Annotated in this window: 23 protein-coding genes; all 23 read left to right on the top strand. The window is 43.9% G+C overall.

The window, feature by feature from the left end:
* Nucleotides 1–14 precede the first annotated feature (14 nt).
* The 23 genes from BN1691_RS12325 (at nucleotide 15) to nusA (ending at nucleotide 23,658) form a co-directional block, all read left to right on the top strand.
* The gene (locus BN1691_RS12325) at nucleotides 15–1,124 is read left to right on the top strand and encodes a protein-glutamate methylesterase/protein-glutamine glutaminase (RefSeq protein ID WP_048602480.1); all 1,110 of its coding nucleotides are present in this window, start codon (nucleotides 15–17) and stop codon (nucleotides 1,122–1,124) included.
* 19 nt (nucleotides 1,125–1,143) lie between these two features.
* Nucleotides 1,144–3,201 (top strand): chemotaxis protein CheA, encoded by a 2,058-nt coding sequence (locus BN1691_RS12320; RefSeq protein WP_048602842.1) that lies wholly within the window; start codon nucleotides 1,144–1,146, stop codon nucleotides 3,199–3,201.
* Between the two features lie 33 nt (nucleotides 3,202–3,234).
* Complete coding sequence (locus BN1691_RS12315; protein WP_048602479.1) at nucleotides 3,235–3,711, top strand: chemotaxis protein CheW; 477 nt, start codon at nucleotides 3,235–3,237, stop codon at nucleotides 3,709–3,711.
* A gap of 5 nt (nucleotides 3,712–3,716) precedes the next feature.
* Complete coding sequence (locus BN1691_RS12310) at nucleotides 3,717–4,337, top strand: chemotaxis protein CheC (protein ID WP_231638410.1); 621 nt, start codon at nucleotides 3,717–3,719, stop codon at nucleotides 4,335–4,337.
* Nucleotides 4,334–4,819, top strand: a complete 486-nt coding sequence (locus BN1691_RS12305) for a chemotaxis protein CheD (protein ID WP_048602477.1) — start codon at nucleotides 4,334–4,336, stop codon at nucleotides 4,817–4,819. The genes BN1691_RS12310 and BN1691_RS12305 overlap by 4 nt, the downstream gene beginning before the upstream one ends.
* A gap of 3 nt (nucleotides 4,820–4,822) precedes the next feature.
* Complete coding sequence (locus BN1691_RS12300) at nucleotides 4,823–5,209, top strand: hypothetical protein (RefSeq protein ID WP_048602476.1); 387 nt, start codon at nucleotides 4,823–4,825, stop codon at nucleotides 5,207–5,209.
* Nucleotides 5,210–5,227: 18 nt separating this feature from the next.
* A complete protein-coding gene (locus BN1691_RS12295; RefSeq protein ID WP_231638409.1) occupies nucleotides 5,228–6,010 on the top strand; it encodes a FliA/WhiG family RNA polymerase sigma factor in 783 nt (260 codons plus the stop codon).
* Nucleotides 6,011–6,028: 18 nt separating this feature from the next.
* Entirely contained in the window at nucleotides 6,029–7,459 is a 1,431-nt protein-coding gene (locus tag BN1691_RS12290; protein ID WP_048602474.1) for a DUF342 domain-containing protein, read from the top strand.
* Between the two features lie 17 nt (nucleotides 7,460–7,476).
* Nucleotides 7,477–7,788 carry a hypothetical protein gene (locus BN1691_RS12285; protein WP_048602473.1) on the top strand — a complete coding sequence of 104 codons (312 nt, stop codon included), beginning with the start codon at nucleotides 7,477–7,479 and terminating at the stop codon, nucleotides 7,786–7,788.
* A gap of 66 nt (nucleotides 7,789–7,854) precedes the next feature.
* Nucleotides 7,855–8,334, top strand: coding sequence for a DUF6115 domain-containing protein (locus BN1691_RS12280; RefSeq protein ID WP_048602472.1), 480 nt, complete (start codon nucleotides 7,855–7,857; stop codon nucleotides 8,332–8,334).
* On the top strand, nucleotides 8,324–8,809 hold the full coding sequence (locus BN1691_RS12275; protein WP_048602471.1) for an MltG/YceG/YrrL family protein: 486 nt from the start codon (nucleotides 8,324–8,326) through the stop codon (nucleotides 8,807–8,809). The genes BN1691_RS12280 and BN1691_RS12275 overlap by 11 nt, the downstream gene beginning before the upstream one ends.
* A gap of 161 nt (nucleotides 8,810–8,970) precedes the next feature.
* Complete coding sequence (rpsB, locus tag BN1691_RS12270) at nucleotides 8,971–9,669, top strand: 30S ribosomal protein S2 (RefSeq protein ID WP_048602470.1); 699 nt, start codon at nucleotides 8,971–8,973, stop codon at nucleotides 9,667–9,669.
* Nucleotides 9,670–9,750: 81 nt separating this feature from the next.
* Complete coding sequence (tsf, locus tag BN1691_RS12265) at nucleotides 9,751–10,632, top strand: translation elongation factor Ts (protein ID WP_048602469.1); 882 nt, start codon at nucleotides 9,751–9,753, stop codon at nucleotides 10,630–10,632.
* Nucleotides 10,633–10,763: 131 nt separating this feature from the next.
* Nucleotides 10,764–11,483: a UMP kinase gene (pyrH, locus tag BN1691_RS12260; RefSeq protein WP_048602468.1), complete on the top strand. Its 720-nt coding sequence runs from the start codon at nucleotides 10,764–10,766 to the stop codon at nucleotides 11,481–11,483.
* 4 nt (nucleotides 11,484–11,487) lie between these two features.
* Nucleotides 11,488–12,045 (top strand): ribosome recycling factor, encoded by a 558-nt coding sequence (gene frr / locus BN1691_RS12255; protein ID WP_048602467.1) that lies wholly within the window; start codon nucleotides 11,488–11,490, stop codon nucleotides 12,043–12,045.
* 141 nt (nucleotides 12,046–12,186) lie between these two features.
* Nucleotides 12,187–12,990 carry an isoprenyl transferase gene (locus tag BN1691_RS12250; RefSeq protein WP_053083768.1) on the top strand — a complete coding sequence of 268 codons (804 nt, stop codon included), beginning with the start codon at nucleotides 12,187–12,189 and terminating at the stop codon, nucleotides 12,988–12,990.
* A 3-nt stretch (nucleotides 12,991–12,993) separates the two neighbouring features.
* Nucleotides 12,994–13,788 (top strand): phosphatidate cytidylyltransferase, encoded by a 795-nt coding sequence (locus tag BN1691_RS12245; RefSeq protein ID WP_048602466.1) that lies wholly within the window; start codon nucleotides 12,994–12,996, stop codon nucleotides 13,786–13,788.
* Nucleotides 13,789–13,842: 54 nt separating this feature from the next.
* Nucleotides 13,843–15,006: a 1-deoxy-D-xylulose-5-phosphate reductoisomerase gene (locus BN1691_RS12240; RefSeq protein ID WP_048602465.1), complete on the top strand. Its 1,164-nt coding sequence runs from the start codon at nucleotides 13,843–13,845 to the stop codon at nucleotides 15,004–15,006.
* 29 nt (nucleotides 15,007–15,035) lie between these two features.
* Entirely contained in the window at nucleotides 15,036–16,307 is a 1,272-nt protein-coding gene (rseP, locus tag BN1691_RS12235) for an RIP metalloprotease RseP (protein ID WP_048602464.1), read from the top strand.
* A gap of 53 nt (nucleotides 16,308–16,360) precedes the next feature.
* Nucleotides 16,361–17,449 (top strand): flavodoxin-dependent (E)-4-hydroxy-3-methylbut-2-enyl-diphosphate synthase, encoded by a 1,089-nt coding sequence (gene ispG, locus BN1691_RS12230; RefSeq protein ID WP_048602463.1) that lies wholly within the window; start codon nucleotides 16,361–16,363, stop codon nucleotides 17,447–17,449.
* Between the two features lie 92 nt (nucleotides 17,450–17,541).
* On the top strand, nucleotides 17,542–21,870 hold the full coding sequence (locus BN1691_RS12225) for a PolC-type DNA polymerase III (RefSeq protein WP_053083767.1): 4,329 nt from the start codon (nucleotides 17,542–17,544) through the stop codon (nucleotides 21,868–21,870).
* Nucleotides 21,871–22,059: 189 nt separating this feature from the next.
* On the top strand, nucleotides 22,060–22,518 hold the full coding sequence (gene rimP, locus BN1691_RS12220) for a ribosome maturation factor RimP (protein ID WP_048602462.1): 459 nt from the start codon (nucleotides 22,060–22,062) through the stop codon (nucleotides 22,516–22,518).
* Nucleotides 22,519–22,542: 24 nt separating this feature from the next.
* Nucleotides 22,543–23,658, top strand: coding sequence for a transcription termination factor NusA (gene nusA, locus BN1691_RS12215; protein ID WP_048602461.1), 1,116 nt, complete (start codon nucleotides 22,543–22,545; stop codon nucleotides 23,656–23,658).
* Nucleotides 23,659–23,678 lie beyond the last annotated feature (20 nt).

Below are 23,678 nucleotides of genomic sequence, written 5' to 3'. Positions count from 1 at the left end.
AAGGGTGAGTAGATATGGAACCTTTTCGTGTTCTAGTAGTCGACGACTCAGCGTTTATGCGAAAAATGATCGGGGACATCCTAGAAGAGGACCCTCAACTAACAGTGGTTGGTAAGGCACGAAATGGCATTGAAGCAATTGAAATGGTGAAAAATCTTCACCCCCATGTAGTTACACTTGATGTAGAAATGCCAGTGATGAATGGGCTTGATGCCCTTCGACTTATCATGGAGCATCACCCTGTACCTGTGGTGATGTTGAGTAGCATTACGAAGCATGGTACAGACGAAACGATTAAAGCATTGGAATTAGGTGCCTATGATTTCATCACCAAGCCATCTGGAAGTATCTCCTTGGACATTAACAAGGTGAGTGATGAGATCTGCACTAAGGTTCTCATGGCAGCACAGACTGATATTAAGAAATTACAGAAATCATCTCATAGAAATGCAACTTACCACCCTCATCCATCTAATACTTTTCTACTAAATCAAACAAAAGGAGATAAAATAGACAGTAAATTTGCAGGAAATAGCAGCGTTAGCAAGAATATAACTAATATAATTGCTATAGGAACTTCAACTGGAGGACCGAAAGCCCTACAGGAAGTTTTAACGAGATTTCCCGCATCCATTCCTGCATCCATTGTGGTTGTCCAACATATGCCTCCAGGATTTACAAAATCTTTAGCAGAGCGCTTAGACTCCATGAGTGAAATCCAGGTGAAGGAGGCAATTGATGGAGAGCCACTTGCCAATGGTGTAGCTTATATTGCACCGGGAGATTATCATCTTGAGGTGAGCAAAAAAGGAAGCCAACTACAGACAAGACTGCAACAAGAACCACCTGTTCGTGGTCACCGTCCAGCGGTGAATACCCTTTTTTCATCGATCGCTCAAATCTCAGGGGTTCGTAAATATGCTATCATATTAACAGGAATGGGCAATGATGGTTCTGATGGCCTAAGACAAATGAAGCAAACAGGCCTTGAGTTTTCCATTGCTGAGGCTGAGGAGACCTGTGTGGTCTTTGGTATGCCGAAGGCTGCTATCGAAACAGGATTCATTGATAAGATTGTTCCAATTGAAGAGGTTGCTAAACAAATGATGCATGTACTGAAATAGTAGGGGGGGAATTTTCGTGGTGGATACAAATCAATATCTGGACATGTTTATCGAAGAATCGAAAGAGCATCTGCAAAATATCAATGATCGATTACTAGAATTGGAGCAGAACATGGATGATCTATCCGTTATCAATGAATTGTTCCGCTCTGCCCATACACTAAAAGGCATGGCAGCCACCATGGGGTTTGATGATCTTGCATCACTCACTCATGAGATGGAAACGGTGATGGACTTAATTCGTAATCAATCGATTCAATTAGATTCTCATACGATGGATGTCATTTTCCAATGTGTTGATCTACTAGAGGAGATGATTTTGGATATCGCAGACGGTGGAAATGGTGAGCTTGAGATTTCCAATGCCATCACCCTCCTACGACAGCTCTCTCAATCTGAATCCCCAGTGAAGACAGAGGACGTAGCAGATGAAGTGCAAGATGCTCATCAGCATATATCATCTCAGCAGGAAGTAGCTACTACTATTGAGCAAGATATGGAACTAAATGAATATGAGATCAGTGTTATTAAGGAGTCTTTACACGATGGATATCAAGCCTTCTCTATACATATTGAATTAGCAGATACCTGCATGTTGAAGGCAGCAAGGGCATACATGGTATTTGATCACTTGGATGCCAAAGGAGAGATCCTTCGCTCCACACCAACAGTGGAGGAACTGGAAGAGGAGAAGTTCGATCGTTCCTTTGAGATTCTCTACTTAACCACAATGAGTAGAGAAGAAGTTGAAAGAATAATAATGAGTATCTCGGAGATCGAAGCGATTCAGATCGTGCAGGTGCAAGTTTCAAGTAAGGCTGAGGAAACAAAGGTGAAGCCAGTTCAGGGACAGGAGAAGGAAGAGAGTAACCATCCAACTAGCAATACTAATGGAAATGGCCATCCAAAACAACGGCACCGTGTCACCAGCAAATCGATTCGTGTCGATATTGAGCGCCTTGATAGTCTGATGAATCTGTTTAGTGAAATGGTAATTGACCGCGGACGCCTTGAACAAATCTCTAGTGAGATGAACAGTACCGATCTCCAAGAGACAGTAGAACATATGAGTCGCATCAGTACAGACTTACAAAATATTATCTTAACGATGCGCATGGTTCCAGTGGAACAAGTATTTAATCGTTTCCCAAGAATGGTACGAGATCTAGCAAAAGAATTAAACAAGAATGTGAATCTCGAAATCTTAGGTGAAGATACAGAGCTTGATCGAACGGTGATCGATGAGATTGGTGATCCTTTGGTTCACTTGCTTCGAAACTCCTTAGACCATGGTGTAGAAGATAGTCAGACAAGGCTTGCCAAAGGGAAGCCTGAAGTAGCTATCGTTCGCTTAAGCGCTTATCATAGTGGTAACCACGTCTTTATTGAAGTCTATGATGATGGAGCAGGGATCGATGCTGAACGGGTAAAACGCAAAGCGATTGAAAAGGGAATTATTGATGAAAAAGCAGCTGAAAAAATGACTGAGGAACAAGCTCACGAGCTTTTATTCGCCTCTGGCTTAAGTACATCAGAAAAAGTAACCGATGTCTCAGGTCGCGGTGTAGGTCTCGATGTGGTAAAAGCAAAGATTACCGCACTGGGTGGTAATGTGACGGTTCAGTCAAAGCTAGGAGAAGGCACAACCTTCTTAATTCAACTACCTTTAACATTATCGATTATTTCGTCCATGCTTGTGCAAGTACAGCATGAAAAGTATGCCATCCCGCTATCATCGATCATTGAAACAGCCATTATTAAACAAGATCAAATTATGCATGCTCATAATAAGTCTGTCATTGATTTCCGTGGAAAGATTGTTCCCCTCGTCTTCTTGGAAGAGATCTTTGAGATTCCTCATATGTCTCAGGATGTTATGGACGAGCACTCTGTGGTCATCGTTCGGAAGGGTGAGAAAATGGCAGGCCTTGTTGTGGATCATTTTATTGGCCAACAAGAGATTGTCTTAAAATCCTTAGGGAAGTATCTCACCAATGTCTTTGCTATCTCTGGAGCAACCATCTTAGGAGATGGTCAGGTAGCATTAATTATCGATTGTAATGCTTTAATAAAATAGTAGACCAAATGTAGGAACGAGGAGGAGAGCAGCATGGAACAAGTACATGAAGTATATGAAGAGATTAAGGTCATTGTTTTTCGACTGCAGGATGAAGAGTATGGTGTGGAAGTTAACCAAGTACGCGGAATTGAGCGAATGATGCCTGTAACACGAGTACCTCGTACTCCAAAGTTTGTAAAGGGTGTCATCAATCTACGCGGTGTTGTTACTCCCATCATCGATCTTCGTAGCCGGTTCGACTTTGAAGAGAAGGAGTACACCGATTCTACACGGATTATTATCGTAGTCGTCAACGAGATTGAGGTTGGACTGATTGTAGATGCTGCCAATGATGTTATCGATATTCCAACAAAAGCCATTGAACCACCACCTGAGGTAGTGGGAGGTATCGAAGCAGATTATTTACGCGGTGTAGCTAAGCTGCAGGATCGTCTACTTATTCTCCTTAATCTTGATAAGGTTCTCAACACTAATGAAGTGGAACAATTGGAACAAATCGAGGCATGATCAACGTGAATACATTAGAACAGCTCAGTGATTTTCATCTCGATGTCTTACGAGAAGTAGGAAATATTGGAGCAGGACATGCAGCTACAGCACTTTCAACCTTATTACAGAAGCCCATCGATATGGAGGTACCACTTGTACAAGTGCTTCACTTCGACGAACTTGTGGATCATATTGGAGGAGCAGAGACCCTGGTGGTATCCGTTTTTTTACGCATTGAAGGGGAGATTCCAGGCAGTATGTACTTTGTCCAGGATTTGGAGTCAGCAAAAAAGTTATTACGAAACTTCGCAGGGATTACCAATGATAATCAAGAGATGTTTAATGAGATGGAGCTTTCTGCATTGCAGGAGATTGGCAATATTCTTTCAGGCTCATATTTGAACTCCCTTTCTGACTTCACGAGTATGCGGCTTCTTCCTACTGTTCCAGCATTGGCCATCGATATGGCAGGCGCCATTCTTGATATTGGCTTGATCGAGCTTGGAAGAGTTAGTGATACTGCAATTTTGATTGAGACTAGGTTTTTTGATGAACATGAAGAGATTGAAGGCCACTTTTTCTTGATTCCTGATCCAGAATCATTTTCCAATCTCTTTCGCGGTTTAGGGGTTTCGATGCCATGATTGTTGTGAAGGTAGGAATGGCAGATTTACAAGTTGCACAGGATCCAGATCATTTAAGAACCACTGGGCTAGGCTCTTGTGTAGGGGTCGTTTTGTATGATTCAAGTCAACGGGTAGGTGGCCTTGCCCATGTGATGTTACCAACATCACAAATGGCTAAACAAGAGAATCTCAATCATGCTAAATTTGCAGATACAGCAATCCCCTTGTTGATTCAACAGATGGAGAAAGCAGGAGCACGAGTAACGAGGATGAAGGCGAAGTTAGCTGGTGGTGCCCAGATGTTTGCCTTTGCCAGTCAATCAGAAACCATGCGGATTGGCGCTCGTAATGTTGAGGCATGTAAGGCGATGCTTCACAAGCTTGGCATTCCCATTGTTGCAGAAGAAACAGGGGGAAACTACGGACGTACCATTGAGCTAGACTGTGCCACAGGTATCTTGCATATTCGTACGATTAATCAAGGTGAAAAGGAAGTATAGTCCATGGGGAAACGATTCGGAGTGAATATCATCCTTGCAACGATTACGACGCTAGTGGCTTTCTTAGCCTCTATGCAAAACAATACTGTAGGGACGAGTCTCATTCGTGGTCTGCTCACATTCCTTGTGATCTTTATCATCCTTATTCCAATTCGCAGGGTGCTAGCAAAGCTCCTTCAGATCGAGCCAGCTGAAACTCATCCTCCAGAGGCTCTAGAGGATGATGAGACGAAGGGACAAAGCATCGATTTAACAACACCCGATGAAGAGGTTACGCACCCCTTTCAACCCTTGGACCTCACTGGAATCTCCCATATTACACCTTCAGAGATTCCAATGGATGAACAAACCAATGCTACAGTAGAAGCAGTACGTCAATTCATGAACTAATGAGAGAGGAGGAGGTGGATGAGTATGCAGGGGGCATTAGCAGAAGACCAAATGCGTGAATTATGGAATCAGTATAAGGATGAGCAGAGTGTTGATGCCCAAAGCAGGCTCATTCAACTCTACTTACCCTTGGTGGACTATGTGGTTGGGCGTATTGCGATCCATATGCCACGTACCGTTGAAGTGGATGAATTAAGGAGTTATGGGATGTTTGGATTGCTTGATGCACTCCAAAAATTTGATGTGAGCCGCGGTTTAAAATTTAAGACCTATGCCATGTGGCGGATACGAGGGGCCATCATGGATGGGTTGCGACAGCAGGATTGGTTGCCACGATCCATTCGCGAAAAGGCCAAGCGAATTGAAGAAGCCTATCGTTGTTTGCAGCAGGAAAAGCTCCGCTCTGTTTGTGATGAGGAGGTAGCTGAATATTTGGGCATGAGTGTAGAAGAGTTGCACCATACTCTCCTTGATGTTGCTGGTGCAACCTTAACCTCTATCGATGAAATGATCGAGGATGATGAGAACCATCAATCCTCACGTCACTCCTTCATTGTGGATGAACAGATGACTACTCCAGAAGAGAATGTGGACCAAATGGCAGAGCATGAGTTGCTGGTTAAGGCCATTGATCTTCTTCCCTCCAAGGAAAGAACCGTAATTTCTCTCTTCTATTATGAGGAGTTAACATTGACAGAGATTGCTACGATCCTTCATCTTTCCCCATCACGAATCTCTCAGCTACATTCGAAAGCGATCCTTCGACTACGCGGAACCCTATCACGACTACATGCAGATTGAACTTGAGGAGGTGCTTTTATGACAGATCCAGTCATTCCACCCCATAACCAAGAAACCCAGTTGGATCAATTGTTCACCATTCGACTGAGTGAGGATGGGCTATTTGCCTATTTACTCTTCCATCCCTATACTGCTCAATATCGCTTTACATATGAGCAACTACTTGCCTTTTGTCAATCCAGTATTCAATTTGGACTCCATGGCGAATTATTAAAAAGATTGGTAGAGGAGCCTCAAGCTTTTGCTGGTAAAGAAATTACAATTGCTGAGGGCGTTCCTCCCGTTGATGGTGAAAATGGTTCTATTCAATATGAGTTCTTGGCTAAAGAGCGTACAGGACCAAAAACCACAGAAGATGGTTATGTGGATTTTCATGCTGTGAAAGAGATTGCCAATGTACGCCAGGGGCAATTATTGGCGCAGGTAATTCCTCCCTCCAAGGGGATCCCTGGGATGAGTATCTCAGGAGTGACACTCCCAGCCAAGGAAGGTAAGGAAGCGCGACTCAAGCCAGGAAAAAATGTGGTCATTACAGAAGAGCGCAAAGCAGTCTATGCCGCTATTGATGGACAAGTTAATCTTAGCAAGGATGGAAGGATCCATGTATTTCCGGTATTTGAAGTGAAGGGTGACCTTGATTTTGATACAGGGAATATTGATTTCGTTGGAACAGTTGTTATCCGTGGAAATGTACCTGCTGGTTTCTCTATCAAAGCAGATGGTGATATTCGCATCCTTGGTGAAGTAGAAGGAGCCATCTTAGAAGCGATGGGTTCTATTCAGATCAAAAATGGCATTGTGGCTAATCATAAGGGCTACGTTAAAGCAGGGGTAGATGTAACCGCCTCGTATATACAGGAAGCCATTGTTGAGGCTGGCCAAGATGTAATCGTAAAGCAAAGTATTATGCATAGTCGTGTCTATGCTGAACGTCAAGTGAAATGTGAAAGTGGTAAAGGCTTGATTGTTGGAGGAGAGATTAGAGCAGGCGAAGGCATCGTGGCCCGAATCATCGGGAATGAAATGACCACTGTCACTGTTTTAGAAGCGGGCAGTCATCCACGGTTACGTACACGTCTGCAGGAACTAGAAAAGCAGCTACAATTTCATCAGGCTCAGCTAGATAAGGTAGAGAAGGCATTAGCCATTCTACAAAGGATCATGACGCAGCTTGGAGAATTACCACCAGATAAGCAGCAGATGCAAATCCAATTAACCCATACAAAGCTGCAGAGTGAAAAGCTACTGAGTGAATTCAAGGATGAGTATGAGATGATTTCCATGAAATTAGAGCAAATTGGCACTGCATCCATTTCTGTAATCAATACCATGTACCCTGGTACTCGGCTCGTCTTTGGTAAATATGTCCGCTATATTAATACCACATTTCAGCATGTTCGCTTTTATCTCAATAGCACAGAAATTGAATTTGAGCCCTTACGACAATAATTAAGGGGGAACCGGCGATGAGCTTAAAGGCCGTTGAATTACAGGTTGCCCTACCACGCACGCAGGATGTAGGGAAAATGCAGGAGCATTTGAATCAAAAGCCCGTAGTTCAACAAGAGCAAATGATGCTTCAAGCGGAACAAGAAGTGGCTCGTAATCGGAAAAGGGCAATTCGCAAGGGGGAAGGAAAGTCCGTCTCTCTGCAAGGGGACCGGCAGATGGGTAGTCATAATCAAGAGCAGGGTTCTCATAACGAATCCACTAATGATGATGATCACCATCCTGCTCCCCATCCTTTCAAAGGTCATCGTATTGATATCTCATTGTAAGCAAATCAATCGGAGAACATGGTGATAATGATGGAATTCATATACGCAATAGGAGGATTGGCTCTTGTGCTCATAATCCTCTCTTTTTTTGGACAACGTGGTCAAAAAGGTGGAGAAAGTGTTGGAAATCAAGCTTTTCATCGGATGGAAAAGACCTTACAAAGCTTTATTTTTGATGTGGAGCGGGATTTGAAAACAGATCGGACTGAAATCGAGCAACTTCGACAAATTCTCTCACAGCAGCAAAAGCAATTAATCAAGCTAGAGGAACAATATAGTGGGTTGCATAATATCATTTCTGCTCAACGATCGGAGGGTAATCCATCCATCATAGAAGCAGAGGAAGGTATGGCACAAAGAGGCGAAAAGAGCAAAGGTCAAAAACCGCTGGCTCCGCTTTTGCTGAACAGTCGTTATCAACCAGTTTTAGACCAATTACAAGAAGGAAAAACCGTTGGTGATATTGCCCAAACGCTGGGCATGGGTGTAGGAGAGGTGGAATTGATTCTTCAATTATCCAAGTTAGGTGAGCGCCATGAAGATTAAACAACCCTGTCTATTTACATTTGCCTTAGGAATGCTGTTTACCCTCCTTCTCTTTGTGTTCTTTGATAGCTTTTGGAATGATGGCGGATCACAGCTTCCATCATCCTCAGAATCCCCTCAGGATGCTGGAACACTATCGGAGCAGACACCTTCGCAGGAAGTCATCGCGCTTCAAAAGCAGATTGCTCAACTGGAAGCAGAATTAAAAAATAACGAGGAGTTCATCACTGCGAGCCAACAGGATGAAGATCGCATTCACTTTCAGGTTTTTCCGGGATGGACAAGTGTACAGATTCGCGATGCACTATTAGCCGTAGGCATCCTCACAGATGGTGATGCATTTGATGCGATCATTTACACAAACGATTTACAGCATCGTTTAAAGGCGGGGACCTACCAGTTTCATGTCAGCATGACTCCTGAAAAAGTGGTTGCCCAATTAACAGGAAAGATCGAACAGAATGATAAAAATTAATGATGCTTCTTGCGTTCAGGGAAGCAGTATGCTATAGTATTTTTTGGTGTCAATCACACACGTAGGTCAATTTGGGCAAGGGTGCTTCTTTGACATAGAGAAGTCTTGTACAAAGATGAAACCTGCGGAGGCTAAAAAACCAAAAAAGGAGGTGAGTGAGGATGTCAGTTATCTCCATGAAGCAATTGCTGGAGGCAGGTGTTCATTTTGGTCACCAAACACGTCGTTGGAATCCAAAAATGGGCAAGTACATCTTCACAGAACGTAACGGTATTTACATTATTGATTTGCAAAAAACAGTAAAAAAGGTTGAGGAAGCTTACAACGTTGTTCGCGACATTGCAGCTAACGGTGGGAAAGTTCTCTTCGTTGGTACGAAGAAACAAGCGCAAGACTCCGTGAAGGAAGAAGCAGAACGTTGCGGCATGTACTACGTAAACCAACGTTGGTTAGGTGGTACAATGACTAACTTCACAACCATTAAGAAACGTATTGATCGTTTGCAAAAATTAGAGCAAATGGAAGTTGACGGAACATTTGAGGTTCTACCTAAAAAAGAAGTCATCATTCTTCGTAAGGAGAAGGAACGTTTAGAAAAATTCTTAGGTGGAATTAAAGAGATGGAAGATCTTCCACAAGCGATTTTTGTCATCGATCCGCGAAAAGAACATATCGCCATTGCAGAAGCAAGAAAATTAGGTATTCCTATCATCGGTATTGTGGATACTAACTGTGACCCTGACGATGTGGATTACGTAATTCCTGCCAATGATGATGCAATTCGTGCTGTTAAATTACTTACAAGCAAAATTGCAGATGCAGTGTTGGAAGCCAACCAAGGCGAACAAACAATGGCATAAGAAAAATAGGGAACCAAAGGGTGGATAAGGGGATATACCCTTGCCGCCCTTTTTTTAAAATATCCTCAAGGAGGAACGAAAATGGCTATTACAGCGCAATTAGTAAAAGAGCTGCGTGAGAAAACAGGCGCAGGCATGATGGATTGTAAAAAAGCATTAACAGAGACCGATGGTGATATGGAAAAAGCCATTGAATATCTACGTGAAAAAGGGATTGCCAAAGCAGCAAAGAAAGCAGATCGTGTTGCAGCTGAAGGTTTAACTGCAATTAAAATCGATGGCGAACATGGTGCCTTGATTGAAGTGAATTCTGAGACAGACTTTGTTGCAAAGAATGAGAACTTCATTCAATTTACTGATGCGATTGCTTCTCATGTTTTAGCTGCGAAACCTGCTGATTTAGATGCTGCATTAGCTTCCACCATAAACGGTAAAAGCTTAGCTGAATTTATCAACGAAAATATTGCTAAGATTGGTGAAAATCTCACCTTCCGTCGCTTTGCCATCCTACCAAATCCAGAAAATGGTGTCCTAGGACATTACCTACATATGGGAGGCCGTATTGGCGTACTTGTATCCATTGCTGGCACAACCGATGAAGAGTTGGCAAAGGACATTGCTATGCATATTGCTGCAACTAATCCACGCTATATTGCTCGCGATGAGGTTCCTGCTGATGTGGTTGAGAAGGAACGTGAAATCCTAACACAACAAGCATTAAACGAAGGAAAACCAGCTAAGATCGTTGAGAAAATGGTTGAAGGTCGTATTCATAAATTCTTTGAAGAGGTATGCTTGGTGGATCAAGCATTTGTTAAAGATCCAGATAAGAGCATTGCCAAATTATTAAAAGAACATAGTGATGCTTCCGTTCTCAAATTTGCTCGTTTTGAGGTTGGCGAAGGCATTGAGAAAAAAGAAGAGAACTTTGCTGAAGAAGTTATGTCTCAGATGAAAAAGTAATTGGATTAATTAAGCAGGGGGAACACAGCGTGTTCCCTTTTTTAGAGGGGCCATTCTTTTTCGTCTTCTATATTCCCCTTGGCAGGATTGCGTAATAGGATAGAGAAAATAGTATAGATGGAGGGTACTTCATGACAAAACCGCATTATAAAAGGGTCGTATTAAAGCTGAGTGGTGAAGCGCTAGCCGGTACCCAAGGTTTTGGTATCGACTCCAAAATGATTGAATCCATTGCAAACCAGATCGGTGAAGTAATCACCTTGGGTGTTGAGGTGGCGGTCGTTGTAGGTGGCGGTAATATTTGGCGTGGCGTTTCAGAAAGTGCCAAAGGGATTGATCGTGCTACAGCAGATTATATGGGGATGTTAGCCACTGTTATGAACGCTCTTGCTTTACAAGCGGGTTTGGAAAAATTGGGTGTTGAGTCGCGAGTGCAGACCTCCATTGAAATGCGACAAGTTGCTGAACCCTATATTCGGCGGAGGGCCATTCGACATCTAGAAAAACGTAGGGTTGTTATCTTTGCAGGCGGTACTGGGAACCCATTCTTCTCAACGGATACAACAGCAGCACTGCGTGCAGCTGAGATCGAAGCAGAAGTAATTTTGATGGCCAAGAATAAAGTGGATGGCGTCTATTCTGCTGATCCAGTACTACATCCAGAGGCGACCAAGTATGATCATCTATCATACATAGAGATTCTACAGCAAGGCTTGGGCGTTATGGATTCTACAGCTTCCACGTTATGTATGGAGAATAATATTCCAATCATTGTCTTTTCCATATTAGAAGAAGGTAATATTAAGAAAGTAGTTATGGGAGATCAAATCGGTACAGTTATAGGAGGTTAAAAAAATGTCAGATGCGATTAAGAACGAGATGAAGTCTCGGATGCAAAAAACCGTTGAAGCATTGAAGAAGGAATTGGTTACTGTACGGGCAGGTCGGGCAAATCCAGCTCTTTTAGATAAAGTGATGGTGGATTATTATGGTTCACTTACTCCCTTAAAGCAATTGGCCAATATTGCAACTCCAGAGCCTCGCCTTCTCACTGTACAGCCCTATGATAAATCAGCATTGGCGAATATGGAGAAAGCGATTCTTAAGGCTGAGTTAGGATTAACACCCACCAATGATGGAAATATGATTCGCATCGCCATTCCAGCGTTAACAGAAGAACGTCGGCGTGAGTTGGTGAAGCAAGTGAAGAAATACGGCGAAGAGTCCAAGGTTGTGATTCGTAATATTCGTCGTGATGCTAATGATGCACTTAAGAAACTGGAAAAGGATGGCGAAATTAGTGAGGATGATTCTCGCCGTCTTCAGGATGAGGTACAGAAGGAGACCGATCAATACATCAAGCAGTTGGATGATGTGGTTGCTAACAAAGAAAAGGAAATATTGGAAGTATAAGGGTTTGATGCTGTTTCCTATTTAATTACACCTGAGTAGTATGGTATGATACGGATAGATACCATTGGGTTAATGGCCCCCTGGCAATGGACTAGGGGGCATTTTTCACTATCAATACTACGAAATTTGCGAGGGAATTTTATGTGGAAGAATTGGCGTCAGCTCGTTCAAGGAGCTCAGAAGACTAAGAAAACAGAAGAACAAAAAGGAACAGAGATTTTGTCGCCGTCTGCACATGTACCTGCTCACGTGGCGATCATTATGGATGGCAATGGTCGCTGGGCAAAAGAACGAAGTCTCCCTCGTATTATGGGACATCGTCAAGGCATGCAGACCGTTAAGCGCATCGTCCGCAAAGCAGATGCAATGGGAATCAAGATCTTAACACTCTATGCTTTTTCTACGGAGAATTGGAAGAGACCGAAGGATGAGGTAGACTATTTAATGTCCTTACCACAGGAGTATTTAGCAACGGAGTTGGACGAACTTATCCAACGCAATGTCCAAATCAGGATGGTAGGAAAAGAAGAACGAATTCCTTCATCAACACTTGAAGCGATTGTTACTGCCAGGGAGAAAACCAAAGAAAATACGGGACTCATATTGAATTTTGCCTTAAATTATGGTGGCCGTAACGAGATCATCGATGCAGTACAACAGATCGCCACCTTAATTCAAGATAAACAGTTAACCATCGATGAGATCACAGAAGAGAATTTTTCTCATTTTCTTTATACAGCCAATCTCCCTGATCCTGATCTTCTTATCCGTACCAGTGGAGAACTGCGAATTAGCAATTTTATGCTGTGGCAATTGGCTTATACAGAACTCTGGTTTACTGATTGCTATTGGCCTGACTTTACTGAAGATGATTTAGAGGAGGCAGTGCGTGCATACCAAGGAAGGTCCCGACGTTTTGGCGCCATTACAGGGGGGAGGAGTTAACTCATGTTACGACAGCGTGTGCTAACCGGTATAGTGGGAGCCATCATCTATCTCTCTTTTTTGTATCTTGGAGGAGATTGGTATACGGGTTTACTCTTTCTCTTAGCTTCCATTGGCTTCTTTGAATACGCAAGGATGAAACAGGTTACTTTGTGGTCGTTAGAAGGTCTCGTAGGCTTATTCCTTACCTGGTATAACTTTTCACCAGTTGCATGGCGGGAATTGCTACCATTTCCATTGGATACAGAGAAAGTGCTATTAGGAGCGATTCTACTCTGGATGCTTATCATGGTCTTAAAGAAAAATCAAGTACATATTGATACGGTCTCATATTTATTTTTTGGTACAATTTATATTGGCTTTGGCTTTCATTACATTGCAGAGGCACGCTATTTAATAGATGGATTCTTGATTACAGTCATGGTGATCCTTACCATATGGGCGTCGGATATTTTTGCTTATTTTGTGGGGAGAGCATGGGGTAAGCATAAATTATGGCCTGCGATCAGCCCTAAGAAAACCATTGAAGGCTCAGTCGGAGGCATGGCAGGCTCTGTGGTTATTCTCATGGCGGTAGTTGCTATCACTCCCATCTCCATGACCATCGTGCAGCAAATTGCTTTGGGTTTATTGATCTCCATCAGTGGACAGTTAGGAGATTTAATGGAATCAGCCTTGAAACGCCATGTGGGTGTAAAAGATTCTGGTCGGCTTTTACCTGGCCATGGCGGGATTCTCGACCGCTGTGATAGTTGGCTCGTTGCATTTCCTGTACTCTTTTTGTTTCAGCTTTTATAAAATAGAAATGGGCTCATGTAGACAGACTAGAGGTAGATTGTTGGAGGGATCAGATTGAAAAAGTTAGCCATCTTAGGTTCAACAGGCTCCATTGGAACTAGTTCACTGGACGTGATCCGTCAGCATCGTGAGGAGTTTCAAGTGGTGGCGTTGGCTGCTGGTACGAATATTACCATCTTGATGGAGCAAATTAAGGAGTTCCAACCAGAGCTAGTCTCTGTTGCATCAGCCGAGCTTGCAACACAGTTAAGGCATTCATTACAGGAACAAGCTCTTAGCTCGCTACCAGAGATCCATTATGGCGACGAGGGCCTTATCGCTGTTGCTACACATCCAGCTGCCGAAGTGGTTGTCACGGCTGTTGTAGGAACCATGGGATTACGCCCAACCTTAGCAGCAATACGCCAAGGTAAAAACATCGCACTGGCAAATAAAGAGACCCTCGTTGCCGCAGGTCATCTTGTTATGCAAGAAGCAGAAGAACAAGGGGTTTCCGTCGTACCTGTTGATAGTGAGCATTCGGCAATTTTCCAAGTGCTTCAAGGGGAGAATCAGCGGGCAATTCAACGGATCATCCTCACTGCTTCTGGTGGAGCCTTTCGAGACCTTACAAGGGATGAGCTAGAGCATGTGACGGTAGAAGGGGCTTTGAATCATCCCAACTGGCGAATGGGAGCCAAGGTAACCATCGATTCAGCAACCATGATGAATAAAGGGTTTGAAGTGATGGAAGCCCACTGGTTTTTTAAGATGCCCTATTCACATATTGAAGTGCTTCTTCACGATGAGAGTATTATCCATTCGATGGTGGAGTTTCGTGACCAAGCAATTTTGGCCCAATTAGGGACGCCAGATATGCGTGTTCCCATTCAGTTTGCCCTCACCTACCCTGACCGACTTCCTTTAAACAGTCAATCTTTAAACTTAGCACAATTAGGGACATTGCATTTTCGTCCTATGGATTTTGATCGCTACCCTTGTATAAAATGGGCATTTGAAGTAGGTGAAATGGGTGGTACGATGCCAGCTGTCTTCAATGCTGCAAATGAGATCGCCGTCGCAAGCTTTCTTGACGGCCGAATTTCCTTCCTTTCCATAGAGAACATGATCGAAGCTGTACTGGAGAAGCATGAGAACCTCTCCCATCCAGAACTAGATGACATATTTGCAGCGGACCGATGGGCGCGGAGGATCGCATCCTCTTTCATGATGGAATGATTGTTAAGAAAGGTGTGTGAAGAATAGCGATGAACATCACGTCCATCCTTGCGTTTATTTTTGTGTTTGGACTTCTCGTGGCTTCCCATGAATTTGGTCACTTTATTGTGGCGAAGCGTTCGGGGATTCTTTGCCGAGAATTTGCCATTGGTATGGGGCCAAAAATATTATCGATTCAAAAGGGTGAGACCCGATACACGCTCCGCTTATTACCCATTGGTGGTTATGTACGGATGGCTGGACAAGACCCTGAGATGGATGATATTAAACGTGGACAGACGGTGGGTCTCCGCCTGACAGAAGAGGGCAAGGTGAAGGAGATCGTTTTGGTCTCTACCAAGCTAGATACATGTGATCGTGTTGGTGAAGTATCGGAGATTGACCTTGCTCACCAATTAAAGCTTCAGCTTCAAATGGAAGGTGAAGCTGAGGAGTTTGCTGTTTTGGACGATGCAAAGCTGATCTATGCTCAAGAGGCTGTACAAATTGCCCCATTCAATCGCCAATTTGGCGGACAAAGCGTGAGGAAACGAGCTGCGAGCATTTTTGCAGGTCCCCTCTTCAATATGATTCTGGCGTTTATTATCCTCTTGGGGATCTTCCTGATGACTGGGGTACCTTCTGATCAACCGATTATCGGGCAAGTGGCTGAGCAGGTGACCATCAATGGTGATACCATGGCTGCACCAGCAAAAGCCAGTGGTTTGCAAGCCAATGATCGGATCACCTCCGTCAATGGAACTCCAACTACAACTTGGATGGAGATGGTAGAGGAGATCCGCAAATATCCCAACCAAGAAGTTTCCATTACCTATGAACGGAATGGTGTAACAGAGAGTACCATCATTACTCCCATTGAGAATAATGGGAATGGCTATATTGGTGTCTCGCAAGCAAAGACCAAGTCCATCCTTGGTTCAATTACTAATGCCACTACAACAACGTATGACTATTCGGTGCTGATTCTTAAGTCCGTTGGTATGCTCGTCACGGGTGAGGTCTCTTGGCAGGAGCTTTCAGGACCTGTAGGGATCTTTGAATATACCTCTGACTTTGCTGCCATGGGCTTGGTGATGCTACTAAATTGGACAGCGATCTTAAGCGTCAACTTGGGGATCTTTAATCTCCTACCTTTTCCTGCATTGGACGGAGGACGCCTCGTCTTCATCGGTGTTGAAGCATTGAGGGGACGACCCATCGATCCGAAGAAGGAATGGATGGTGAACCTTGTAGGTCTTGCCTTATTGATGCTGTTAGTCATTGCTGTAACGTGGAAGGATATAGAACGCTTCTATTTATAGAATTTAGTAGTTAAACGAAAGCAAAATTGTGGGATAGAAAGAGGAGGATCCTCATGTACAAACGAACTGAGACTCGCCCTGTTCGTGTGGGAAATCTACAGATCGGTGGTAAGAATGAGGTGATCATCCAATCGATGACCACCACGAAGACAGCTGATGTAGCTGCGACGGTTGAACAAATACATCGCCTTGAAGAAGCAGGCTGTCAAATCGTTCGGGTAACTGTAAACAATATGGAGGCAGCAGAAGCGATTAAGCAGATCAAGGAACAGGTTCAGATCCCCTTGGTGGCAGATATTCACTTTGACTATCGTCTTGCCTTAAAAGCCATCGAGAATGGTATCGATAAGGTACGGATCAATCCAGGCAATATCGGGAAGCGCGAGAAGGTGGAAGCGGTTGTCAATGCCTGTAAGAAACGGGGAATTCCCATCCGGATTGGCGTAAACGCAGGCTCGCTGGAAAAACGTATCTTAGACAAGTATGGATACCCCACAGCTGATGGTATGGTGGAAAGTGCCTTATATCATATTGGAATTCTTGAGGATTTGGACTTCCATGATATTATTGTCTCTCTGAAAGCATCAGATGTACGGTTAGCCATCGCTGCTTATCAGAAAGCAGCAGCTACTTTTTCATATCCACTTCACCTAGGCATTACCGAAGCAGGCACAAAGTTCTCTGGAACCATTAAAAGTGCAGCAGGATTAGGTACACTACTGGCTGCAGGAATTGGGGATACCATGCGGATCTCCCTCTCCACCGATCCGGTGGAAGAAGTGAAGGTGGCGCGAGAGCTTCTTAAAAGCTTTGGTTTGATCAGTAATGCAGCGACCCTTGTTTCTTGTCCCACATGCGGTCGGATTGAGATCAACCTTTTTGATATTGCCAATGAGATTGAAGCGTATATCTCCAAGATCAATGTCCCCATTAAAGTGGCTGTACTAGGGTGTGCAGTGAATGGCCCTGGTGAAGCACGGGAAGCAGATATTGGAATCGCTGGCGCACGTGGGGAAGGACTTCTCTTCAAGCATGGCGAAGTGGTTCGTAAAATTCCTGAAGATCAAATGGTGGAGGAATTGAAGAAGGAGATCGATCTCTTAGTACGCGAACGTAAAGAGAATCAGCAATCTACGAACTAGTACTTACAATGCTTGAAGCTTTAAAGATAAAAAAGAAGGGGAAATGGTGGGGGAAAATCAGTCATCATTTCCCCTTAGCATAGGTGATAATTATGGATGAACAGGAGAAACAAAAAGGGGTCAGTGCATTTCAGCATCTACTACAGTTTTTGCATGCGAACTTAGAGAAATTTCCAGACCTCCAACAATTTGCAGCCTGGAAGGATAGCCGATTACAGGTGGAGGTAGGAAGTGCAACACAGCAATATGATGCAGCAAGATTTTTGATATCGTCAGAGCGGAGTTTTCCTGGTGAATTACTCTCTCACATCTATCAAGGCGTCACCCATTTTCTAGCCCCCCTCTCTCAGCAGCCCATTCAGATCTATTTTCGTAGTGAAGAAGCCGTTTCACTACGAAAATTTATGGAGGATTACTGGACGTACTTACTTCCCACCATGGAGCCACAATTAAACTCCTTAGCACGTCTGCTCCAACAGGTTGGATATGAGGTTGATGATGAACAAAATCTTGTTCGCTTGCGCTTTCCTAATGAGCTAGGCATCCAGCAATTTGAGAAGAAGCAATCTTCTGTGTTGCTACAGCAGGTCATTGACCAATGGGCCAACCTACGTCCCAAATTTGCTCTTGAACTAGCGGCACAGGAGGATTGGTTGGAATCTTGGCAGGAAGAACGGGAGGAAGAGGAGAAGCGGCAGATCGAAGCATTGATGCAGCAACGAGTTGAAGAGAATGAAGAGACAGAGGAGAAGACAGCCCCATTAATGATCGGATATCCCATCACCGGAGATCCCATTCCAATTGAGCAGATTCAAGAGGAAGCTCCCAATTTAATTATGCAAGGAATGGTCTTTGATCAAGAGATTCGCACCTTGAAAACCGGACGCTTACTGCTCATGTTTAATTTGACAGATTTCACCGACTCCATTCAGGTCAAGATGTTCTCCCGCAATAAAGAGGATGCAACATTGATGGAACGGATCACCAACCATATGTGGGTGAGAGTGAAAGGGCATGCACAGGATGATAGCTTTAGTCGTGAGCTAACCGTATTAGCACAGGATATCCAAGAAATCACGAAGGCTGAACCACAAGATGAGGCCGTAGAGAAGCGGGTGGAGTTTCATGCCCATACACAGATGAGTGCCATGGATGCCGTTGTCTCTACAGCTGATTTGGTCAAGCAGGCGAAAAAATGGGGTCACGAGGCCATCGCGATTACCGACCACGCTGTGCTACAAGCCTTCCCAGAGGCGTATCTTACAGCGAAGAAGCTAGGTGGAATTAAGATTATCTATGGGGTGGAAGCCAATCTAATCAATGATAGTGTGGATATTGTGATGAACCCCCAGCCCCGATCACTCTCTGAGGATATCTATGTGGTCTTCGATGTGGAGACTACAGGTCTATCGGTGGTAAAGAATCGAATTATTGAGCTGGCTGGCGTGAAGATGAAGGAGGGGCAGGTTATCGATCGCTTTGAAACCTTCATCAATCCACATCAAACCATTCCAGATAACATTCAGCAGCTCACTTCCATCACCAATGAGATGGTAGCTGATGCACCGGAATTATCCACGGTGATCCGTGATTTTGCTCTGTTTGTTGGTGATGCAACATTGGTAGCTCACAATGCACGCTTTGATATGGGCTTTATTCAGGCAGCTGCCAAAGAAGTAGGAATAGAGTCCTTCAATCAACCGGTATTGGATACACTACAGTTAGCACGCTTACTCTTTCCTGATCTAAAAAATCATAAATTGAATACCTTGACGGATAAATTTAATGTGAAGCTTGAGAATCATCACCGTGCTGTAGACGACTCAGAAGCTACAGGCTATGTGCTTTATGCTCTCTTAAAGGCAGCCATCGATGAACGTCATGTAACTCAGCTAGATCAATTAAATCAGCTCGTAGGTTTGGATTTAAAAAATACCCGACCCTTCCATTGTAATATTTATGCCCTTAATAAAAAGGGACTGAAAAATCTTTACAAGCTGATCTCCATGTCTCATATCCAATATTTTCATCGGGTTCCACTCATTCCACGGAGTCAGCTCCAAGCACTACGCGAGGGGCTTCTAGTCATCTCCGGCTGTGATGATGGGGAGCTATTCGAAACCGTTCTGAATAAAAGTGTGGAAGAGGCAGAGGGTGTTGCCCATTTCTATGATGTTTTGGAGATTCAACCTCCTGCCAACTATCTACACTTGGTGGATAAAGGACTGGTACAGAGTGTCCATCATCTTGAACAGGCTATGGCTACCATCTGCTCCATTGGCGAAAAATTGGGTAAGCCCGTGATTGCAACGGGGAATGTGCACTATCTACGCCCTGTGGATAAAATTTATCGCGATATTTTGATTCATGGGATCACAGGGTTTAGTCCGTTGAAGAAGCAACGTAAACCAGATGTTCACTTCAAAACCACCACAGAAATGCTGAACGATTTTCAGTTCCTTGGCGAAGAGAAAGCCTATGAAACTGTGGTCACTAATACTCGTCAATTGGCACAGCGTTTTGAGGAAATTCAGATTATCCCAGATGATCTATATACACCGCGGATTGAAGGCTCGGAAGAGGAGATCAGGGAGATGAGCTATGCTCATGCAAAGGCGATGTATGGAGATCCTCTGCCTGAAATTGTTGAGAAGCGTTTGGAAAAGGAACTCCATAGTATTATTAGCAATGGCTTCTCCGTTATCTATCTCATCGCACAAAAGCTGGTAAAAAAATCAATCGATGATGGCTATCTCGTTGGCTCTCGTGGTTCAGTAGGCTCCTCCTTCGTAGCAACGATGACAGGAATCACTGAGGTGAATCCTTTACCGCCTCACTACATCTGTCCCCAATGTCAGCATAGTATCTGGTTTACAAAAGGGGAGTATGGTAGTGGCTTTGATTTACCTGATCAGGATTGTCCACAATGTGGCACAAGGATGAAAGGCGAAGGCCATGATATTCCCTTTGAAACCTTCTTGGGCTTCAAAGGGGATAAGGTGCCTGATATTGACTTGAATTTTTCTGGGGACTATCAGCCTCAAGCCCATAATTATACAAAGGTGTTATTTGGTGAGGATTATGTTTATCGTGCAGGTACCATTGGCACCGTAGCAGAAAAAACCGCCTATGGCTATGTAAAAAAATATGAAGAGGAATACGGTAAGCATTATCGGAAAGCGGAGGTTGCTCGCCTAGCTAGCGGCTGTGCAGGAGCAAAACGGAGCACAGGACAGCATCCAGGGGGGATCATTGTCGTTCCTGATTATATGGATATTCATGATTTTTGTCCCATCCAGTATCCCGCTGATGATTTGAATTCAGAGTGGCGAACCACCCATTATGATTTCCACTCCATACACGATAATGTCTTGAAGCTGGATATCCTCGGTCATGATGATCCTACGGTGATTCGGATGCTTCAGGATCTGACGGGGATCGATCCCAAAACCATCCCTGTCCATGATGAGAAGGTGATCTCCATCTTCTCTAGTACCGAGGCCTTGGGAGTTACACCTGAGCAGATTCGGAGTAATGTAGGAACATTGGGACTCCCTGAATTTGGAACGCGCTTTGTTCGTCAGATGTTGGAGGATACTAATCCTTCCACCTTTGCAGAGTTGGTGCAGATTTCGGGACTTTCTCATGGTACCGATGTCTGGTTAAATAATGCCCAGGATTTAGTTCGCTCAGGCATTCCCTTGAAGCAATTGGTTTGCTGTCGTGATGATATTATGATCTATCTGATCAGTCGTGGTTTGGAACCCTCCTTGGCCTTTAAGATCATGGAAGCAGTCCGGAAGGGGAGAGGACTACAACCAGAGTGGATCGATGAGATGAAGGTCCATGATGTACCTGACTGGTATGTAGGTTCATGCCAAAAGATCAAATATATGTTCCCGAAGGCACATGCCACAGCCTATGTCTTAATGGCATTTCGGATCGCATACTTTAAGGTATATTATCCTATTTACTACTATGCTACCTATTTCTCTGTTCGTGCCGATGAGTTTGATGTTCCCCTTGTAAGATTGGGATCCTCTGCCATTCGGAAGCGAATTGAAGAGATTGAACAGAAGGGGAATGAAGCTTCACCGAAAGAGAAGGGGCTCTTAACAGCATTGGAAGTAGCCCTTGAAATGTGTGAGCGGGGCTTTAGCTTTAGTAATATTGATCTATATCGCTCCGATGCAACACGTTTCATTGTGGACGGGAACGCCTTAATACCTCCATTCAATGTGCTTCCAGGCATCGGAACCAACGTGGCCATCAACCTAGCCAATGCCGCAAAGGAAGGGGAATTTCTCTCCAAGGAGGATTTGCAGCAACGAAGTCGCGCATCCAAAGCAGTGGTAGAATTACTGGATCAGTTTGGTTGCTTAGAAGGCTTACCTGATTCCAATCAATTATCCCTATTTTAGTAAATGGATCATTTGCGCATTCTGTATGCTTATGATATACTTTTCATGGTAATACTGACTATAGGAAGGATGGAGAAGAGTGGGGCGTTCCCACTCTTCCCTTTTTATCGTTCTCATGATTCAAAGATATTGTCCTTGTACCTTAGGCTTTCTTGGATTTTACCATTTCACCAGAAGGAGGATTTTGTGGTGAATAAAAAGGTGTTAACCATCACTGAACAGTTAGCCCTCCCCATCTTAGAAAAGGAAGGCTTAGAATTGGTAGAGATTGAATTTAAAAAAGAAGGAAGTAACTGGTTCTTACGCCTCTTTATCGATAAGGAAGGCGGTGTAGACATTGATGATTGTGGCAGGGTAAGCGAGCAGCTGAGCAAGCGCTTAGATGAAGTGAATCCCATTCCCCAAGCCTACTTCCTTGAAGTCTCATCACCTGGTGCCGAGCGACCATTACGGAAACCCAAAGATTTTGAACGGGCCATTGATCATTATGTACATATTAGCTTATATGAGCCAATCTCTGGTGCGAAGGAATGGGAAGGATATCTGCGAAAATATGAAGACGATAGCATCACTGTGGAAGTTGAACAGGAAATGCTTACGTTTCCAATGACTAAGGTGGCAAAAGCCCGTCTTGCAATTCTTTTTTAATTGAAAGGAGGAGAAACTCTCGGCATGAATTCACAATTTATTGAAGCGCTGAATGAGTTGGAAAAAGAGAAAGGTATACAGAAAGAGATTGTACTAGAAGCGATGGAAGCTGCATTAATCTCCGCTTATAAACGTAATTTTAATTCTGCACAGAATGTACGTGTAGACATTCATCCTGAACTAGGTGATATTCACGTTTACGCTCGTAAAACAGTGGTGGAGGAAGTGGAAGATGATCGCCTCGAAATCTCCATGGATGCTGCGCATGAATTAAATCCTCGTTATCAGGAAGGGGATATCGTTGAAATCGAGGTGACCCCCCGAGATTTTGGACGGATTGCAGCGCAAACTGCTAAGCAGGTGGTTACTCAACGGATCCGTGAAGCTGAGCGTTCCATCATCTATGAGCTCTATATTGACAGGGAAAATGATATCATCAATGGAATCATTCAGCGTATGGATGGCAAATTTCTTTACATTGATTTAGGGAAAACGGAAGGACTTCTACCGCTCAAGGAATTAATGCCTTTAGATAATTTCAAGCATAATGATCGGGTAAAGGCCTTTATTACGAAGGTAGATAATACAACGAAGGGACCGCAAATTTTCCTCTCACGGGTACATCCAGGATTTCTCAAGCGCTTGTTTGAGAGTGAAGTGCCGGAGATTTATGATGGAGTGGTAGAGCTCCGTTCTGTGGCTCGTGAAGCGGGCGATCGTTCAAAGATTGCCGTTCATTCTCAAGACTCCAATGTTGACCCTGTTGGCGCATGTGTTGGCCCTAAGGGTGCACGGGTACAGGCCGTTGTGAATGAATTGAATGGTGAAAAAATAGATATCGTCCGTTGGTCCGCTGACCCTCGGGAATATGTGGCCAATGCCTTGAGTCCATCCAAGGTGACACAGGTCATTGTCAATGAAGAAGATAAATCTACATTAGTGGTTGTTCCTGATTACCAACTATCTCTAGCCATTGGAAAACGAGGACAGAATGCACGACTAGCAGCAAGACTTACAGGTTGGAAGATCGACATCAAAAGTGAGACTCAGGCAAGAGAAGAAGGTATTCAATTTGATAATCTTAATGAAGATACAGTAGCAGAGGACCATGAGAAAAGGGAATCCGAGACAGAGATGTAATTAAAGAAGGAAGACAGGAG

Source organism: Rubeoparvulum massiliense, from assembly GCF_001049895.1.
Lineage (GTDB): Bacteria > Bacillota > Bacilli > Rubeoparvulales > Rubeoparvulaceae > Rubeoparvulum > Rubeoparvulum massiliense.
The sequence above is the reverse complement of the archived record's forward strand: the minus strand, read 5'-3'. Positions and strand labels throughout refer to the sequence as shown.

Bases quoted from the DNA above. Each gene is read 5' to 3' on its own strand.
- BN1691_RS12325 (WP_048602480.1), top strand. From the start codon at position 15: ATGGAACCTTTTCGTGTTCTAGTAGTCGACGACTCAGCGTTTATGCGA.
- BN1691_RS12315 (WP_048602479.1), top strand. From the start codon at position 3,235: ATGGAACAAGTACATGAAGTATATGAAGAGATTAAGGTCATTGTTTTT.
- BN1691_RS12305 (WP_048602477.1), top strand. From the start codon at position 4,334: ATGATTGTTGTGAAGGTAGGAATGGCAGATTTACAAGTTGCACAGGAT.
- BN1691_RS12300 (WP_048602476.1), top strand. From the start codon at position 4,823: ATGGGGAAACGATTCGGAGTGAATATCATCCTTGCAACGATTACGACG.
- BN1691_RS12295 (WP_231638409.1), top strand. From the start codon at position 5,228: ATGAGTATGCAGGGGGCATTAGCAGAAGACCAAATGCGTGAATTATGG.
- BN1691_RS12290 (WP_048602474.1), top strand. From the start codon at position 6,029: ATGACAGATCCAGTCATTCCACCCCATAACCAAGAAACCCAGTTGGAT.
- BN1691_RS12285 (WP_048602473.1), top strand. From the start codon at position 7,477: ATGAGCTTAAAGGCCGTTGAATTACAGGTTGCCCTACCACGCACGCAG.
- BN1691_RS12275 (WP_048602471.1), top strand. From the start codon at position 8,324: ATGAAGATTAAACAACCCTGTCTATTTACATTTGCCTTAGGAATGCTG.
- rpsB (WP_048602470.1), top strand. From the start codon at position 8,971: ATGTCAGTTATCTCCATGAAGCAATTGCTGGAGGCAGGTGTTCATTTT.
- tsf (WP_048602469.1), top strand. From the start codon at position 9,751: ATGGCTATTACAGCGCAATTAGTAAAAGAGCTGCGTGAGAAAACAGGC.
- pyrH (WP_048602468.1), top strand. From the start codon at position 10,764: ATGACAAAACCGCATTATAAAAGGGTCGTATTAAAGCTGAGTGGTGAA.
- frr (WP_048602467.1), top strand. From the start codon at position 11,488: ATGTCAGATGCGATTAAGAACGAGATGAAGTCTCGGATGCAAAAAACC.
- BN1691_RS12250 (WP_053083768.1), top strand. From the start codon at position 12,187: ATGTGGAAGAATTGGCGTCAGCTCGTTCAAGGAGCTCAGAAGACTAAG.
- BN1691_RS12245 (WP_048602466.1), top strand. From the start codon at position 12,994: ATGTTACGACAGCGTGTGCTAACCGGTATAGTGGGAGCCATCATCTAT.
- rseP (WP_048602464.1), top strand. From the start codon at position 15,036: ATGAACATCACGTCCATCCTTGCGTTTATTTTTGTGTTTGGACTTCTC.
- ispG (WP_048602463.1), top strand. From the start codon at position 16,361: ATGTACAAACGAACTGAGACTCGCCCTGTTCGTGTGGGAAATCTACAG.
- BN1691_RS12225 (WP_053083767.1), top strand. From the start codon at position 17,542: ATGGATGAACAGGAGAAACAAAAAGGGGTCAGTGCATTTCAGCATCTA.
- nusA (WP_048602461.1), top strand. From the start codon at position 22,543: ATGAATTCACAATTTATTGAAGCGCTGAATGAGTTGGAAAAAGAGAAA.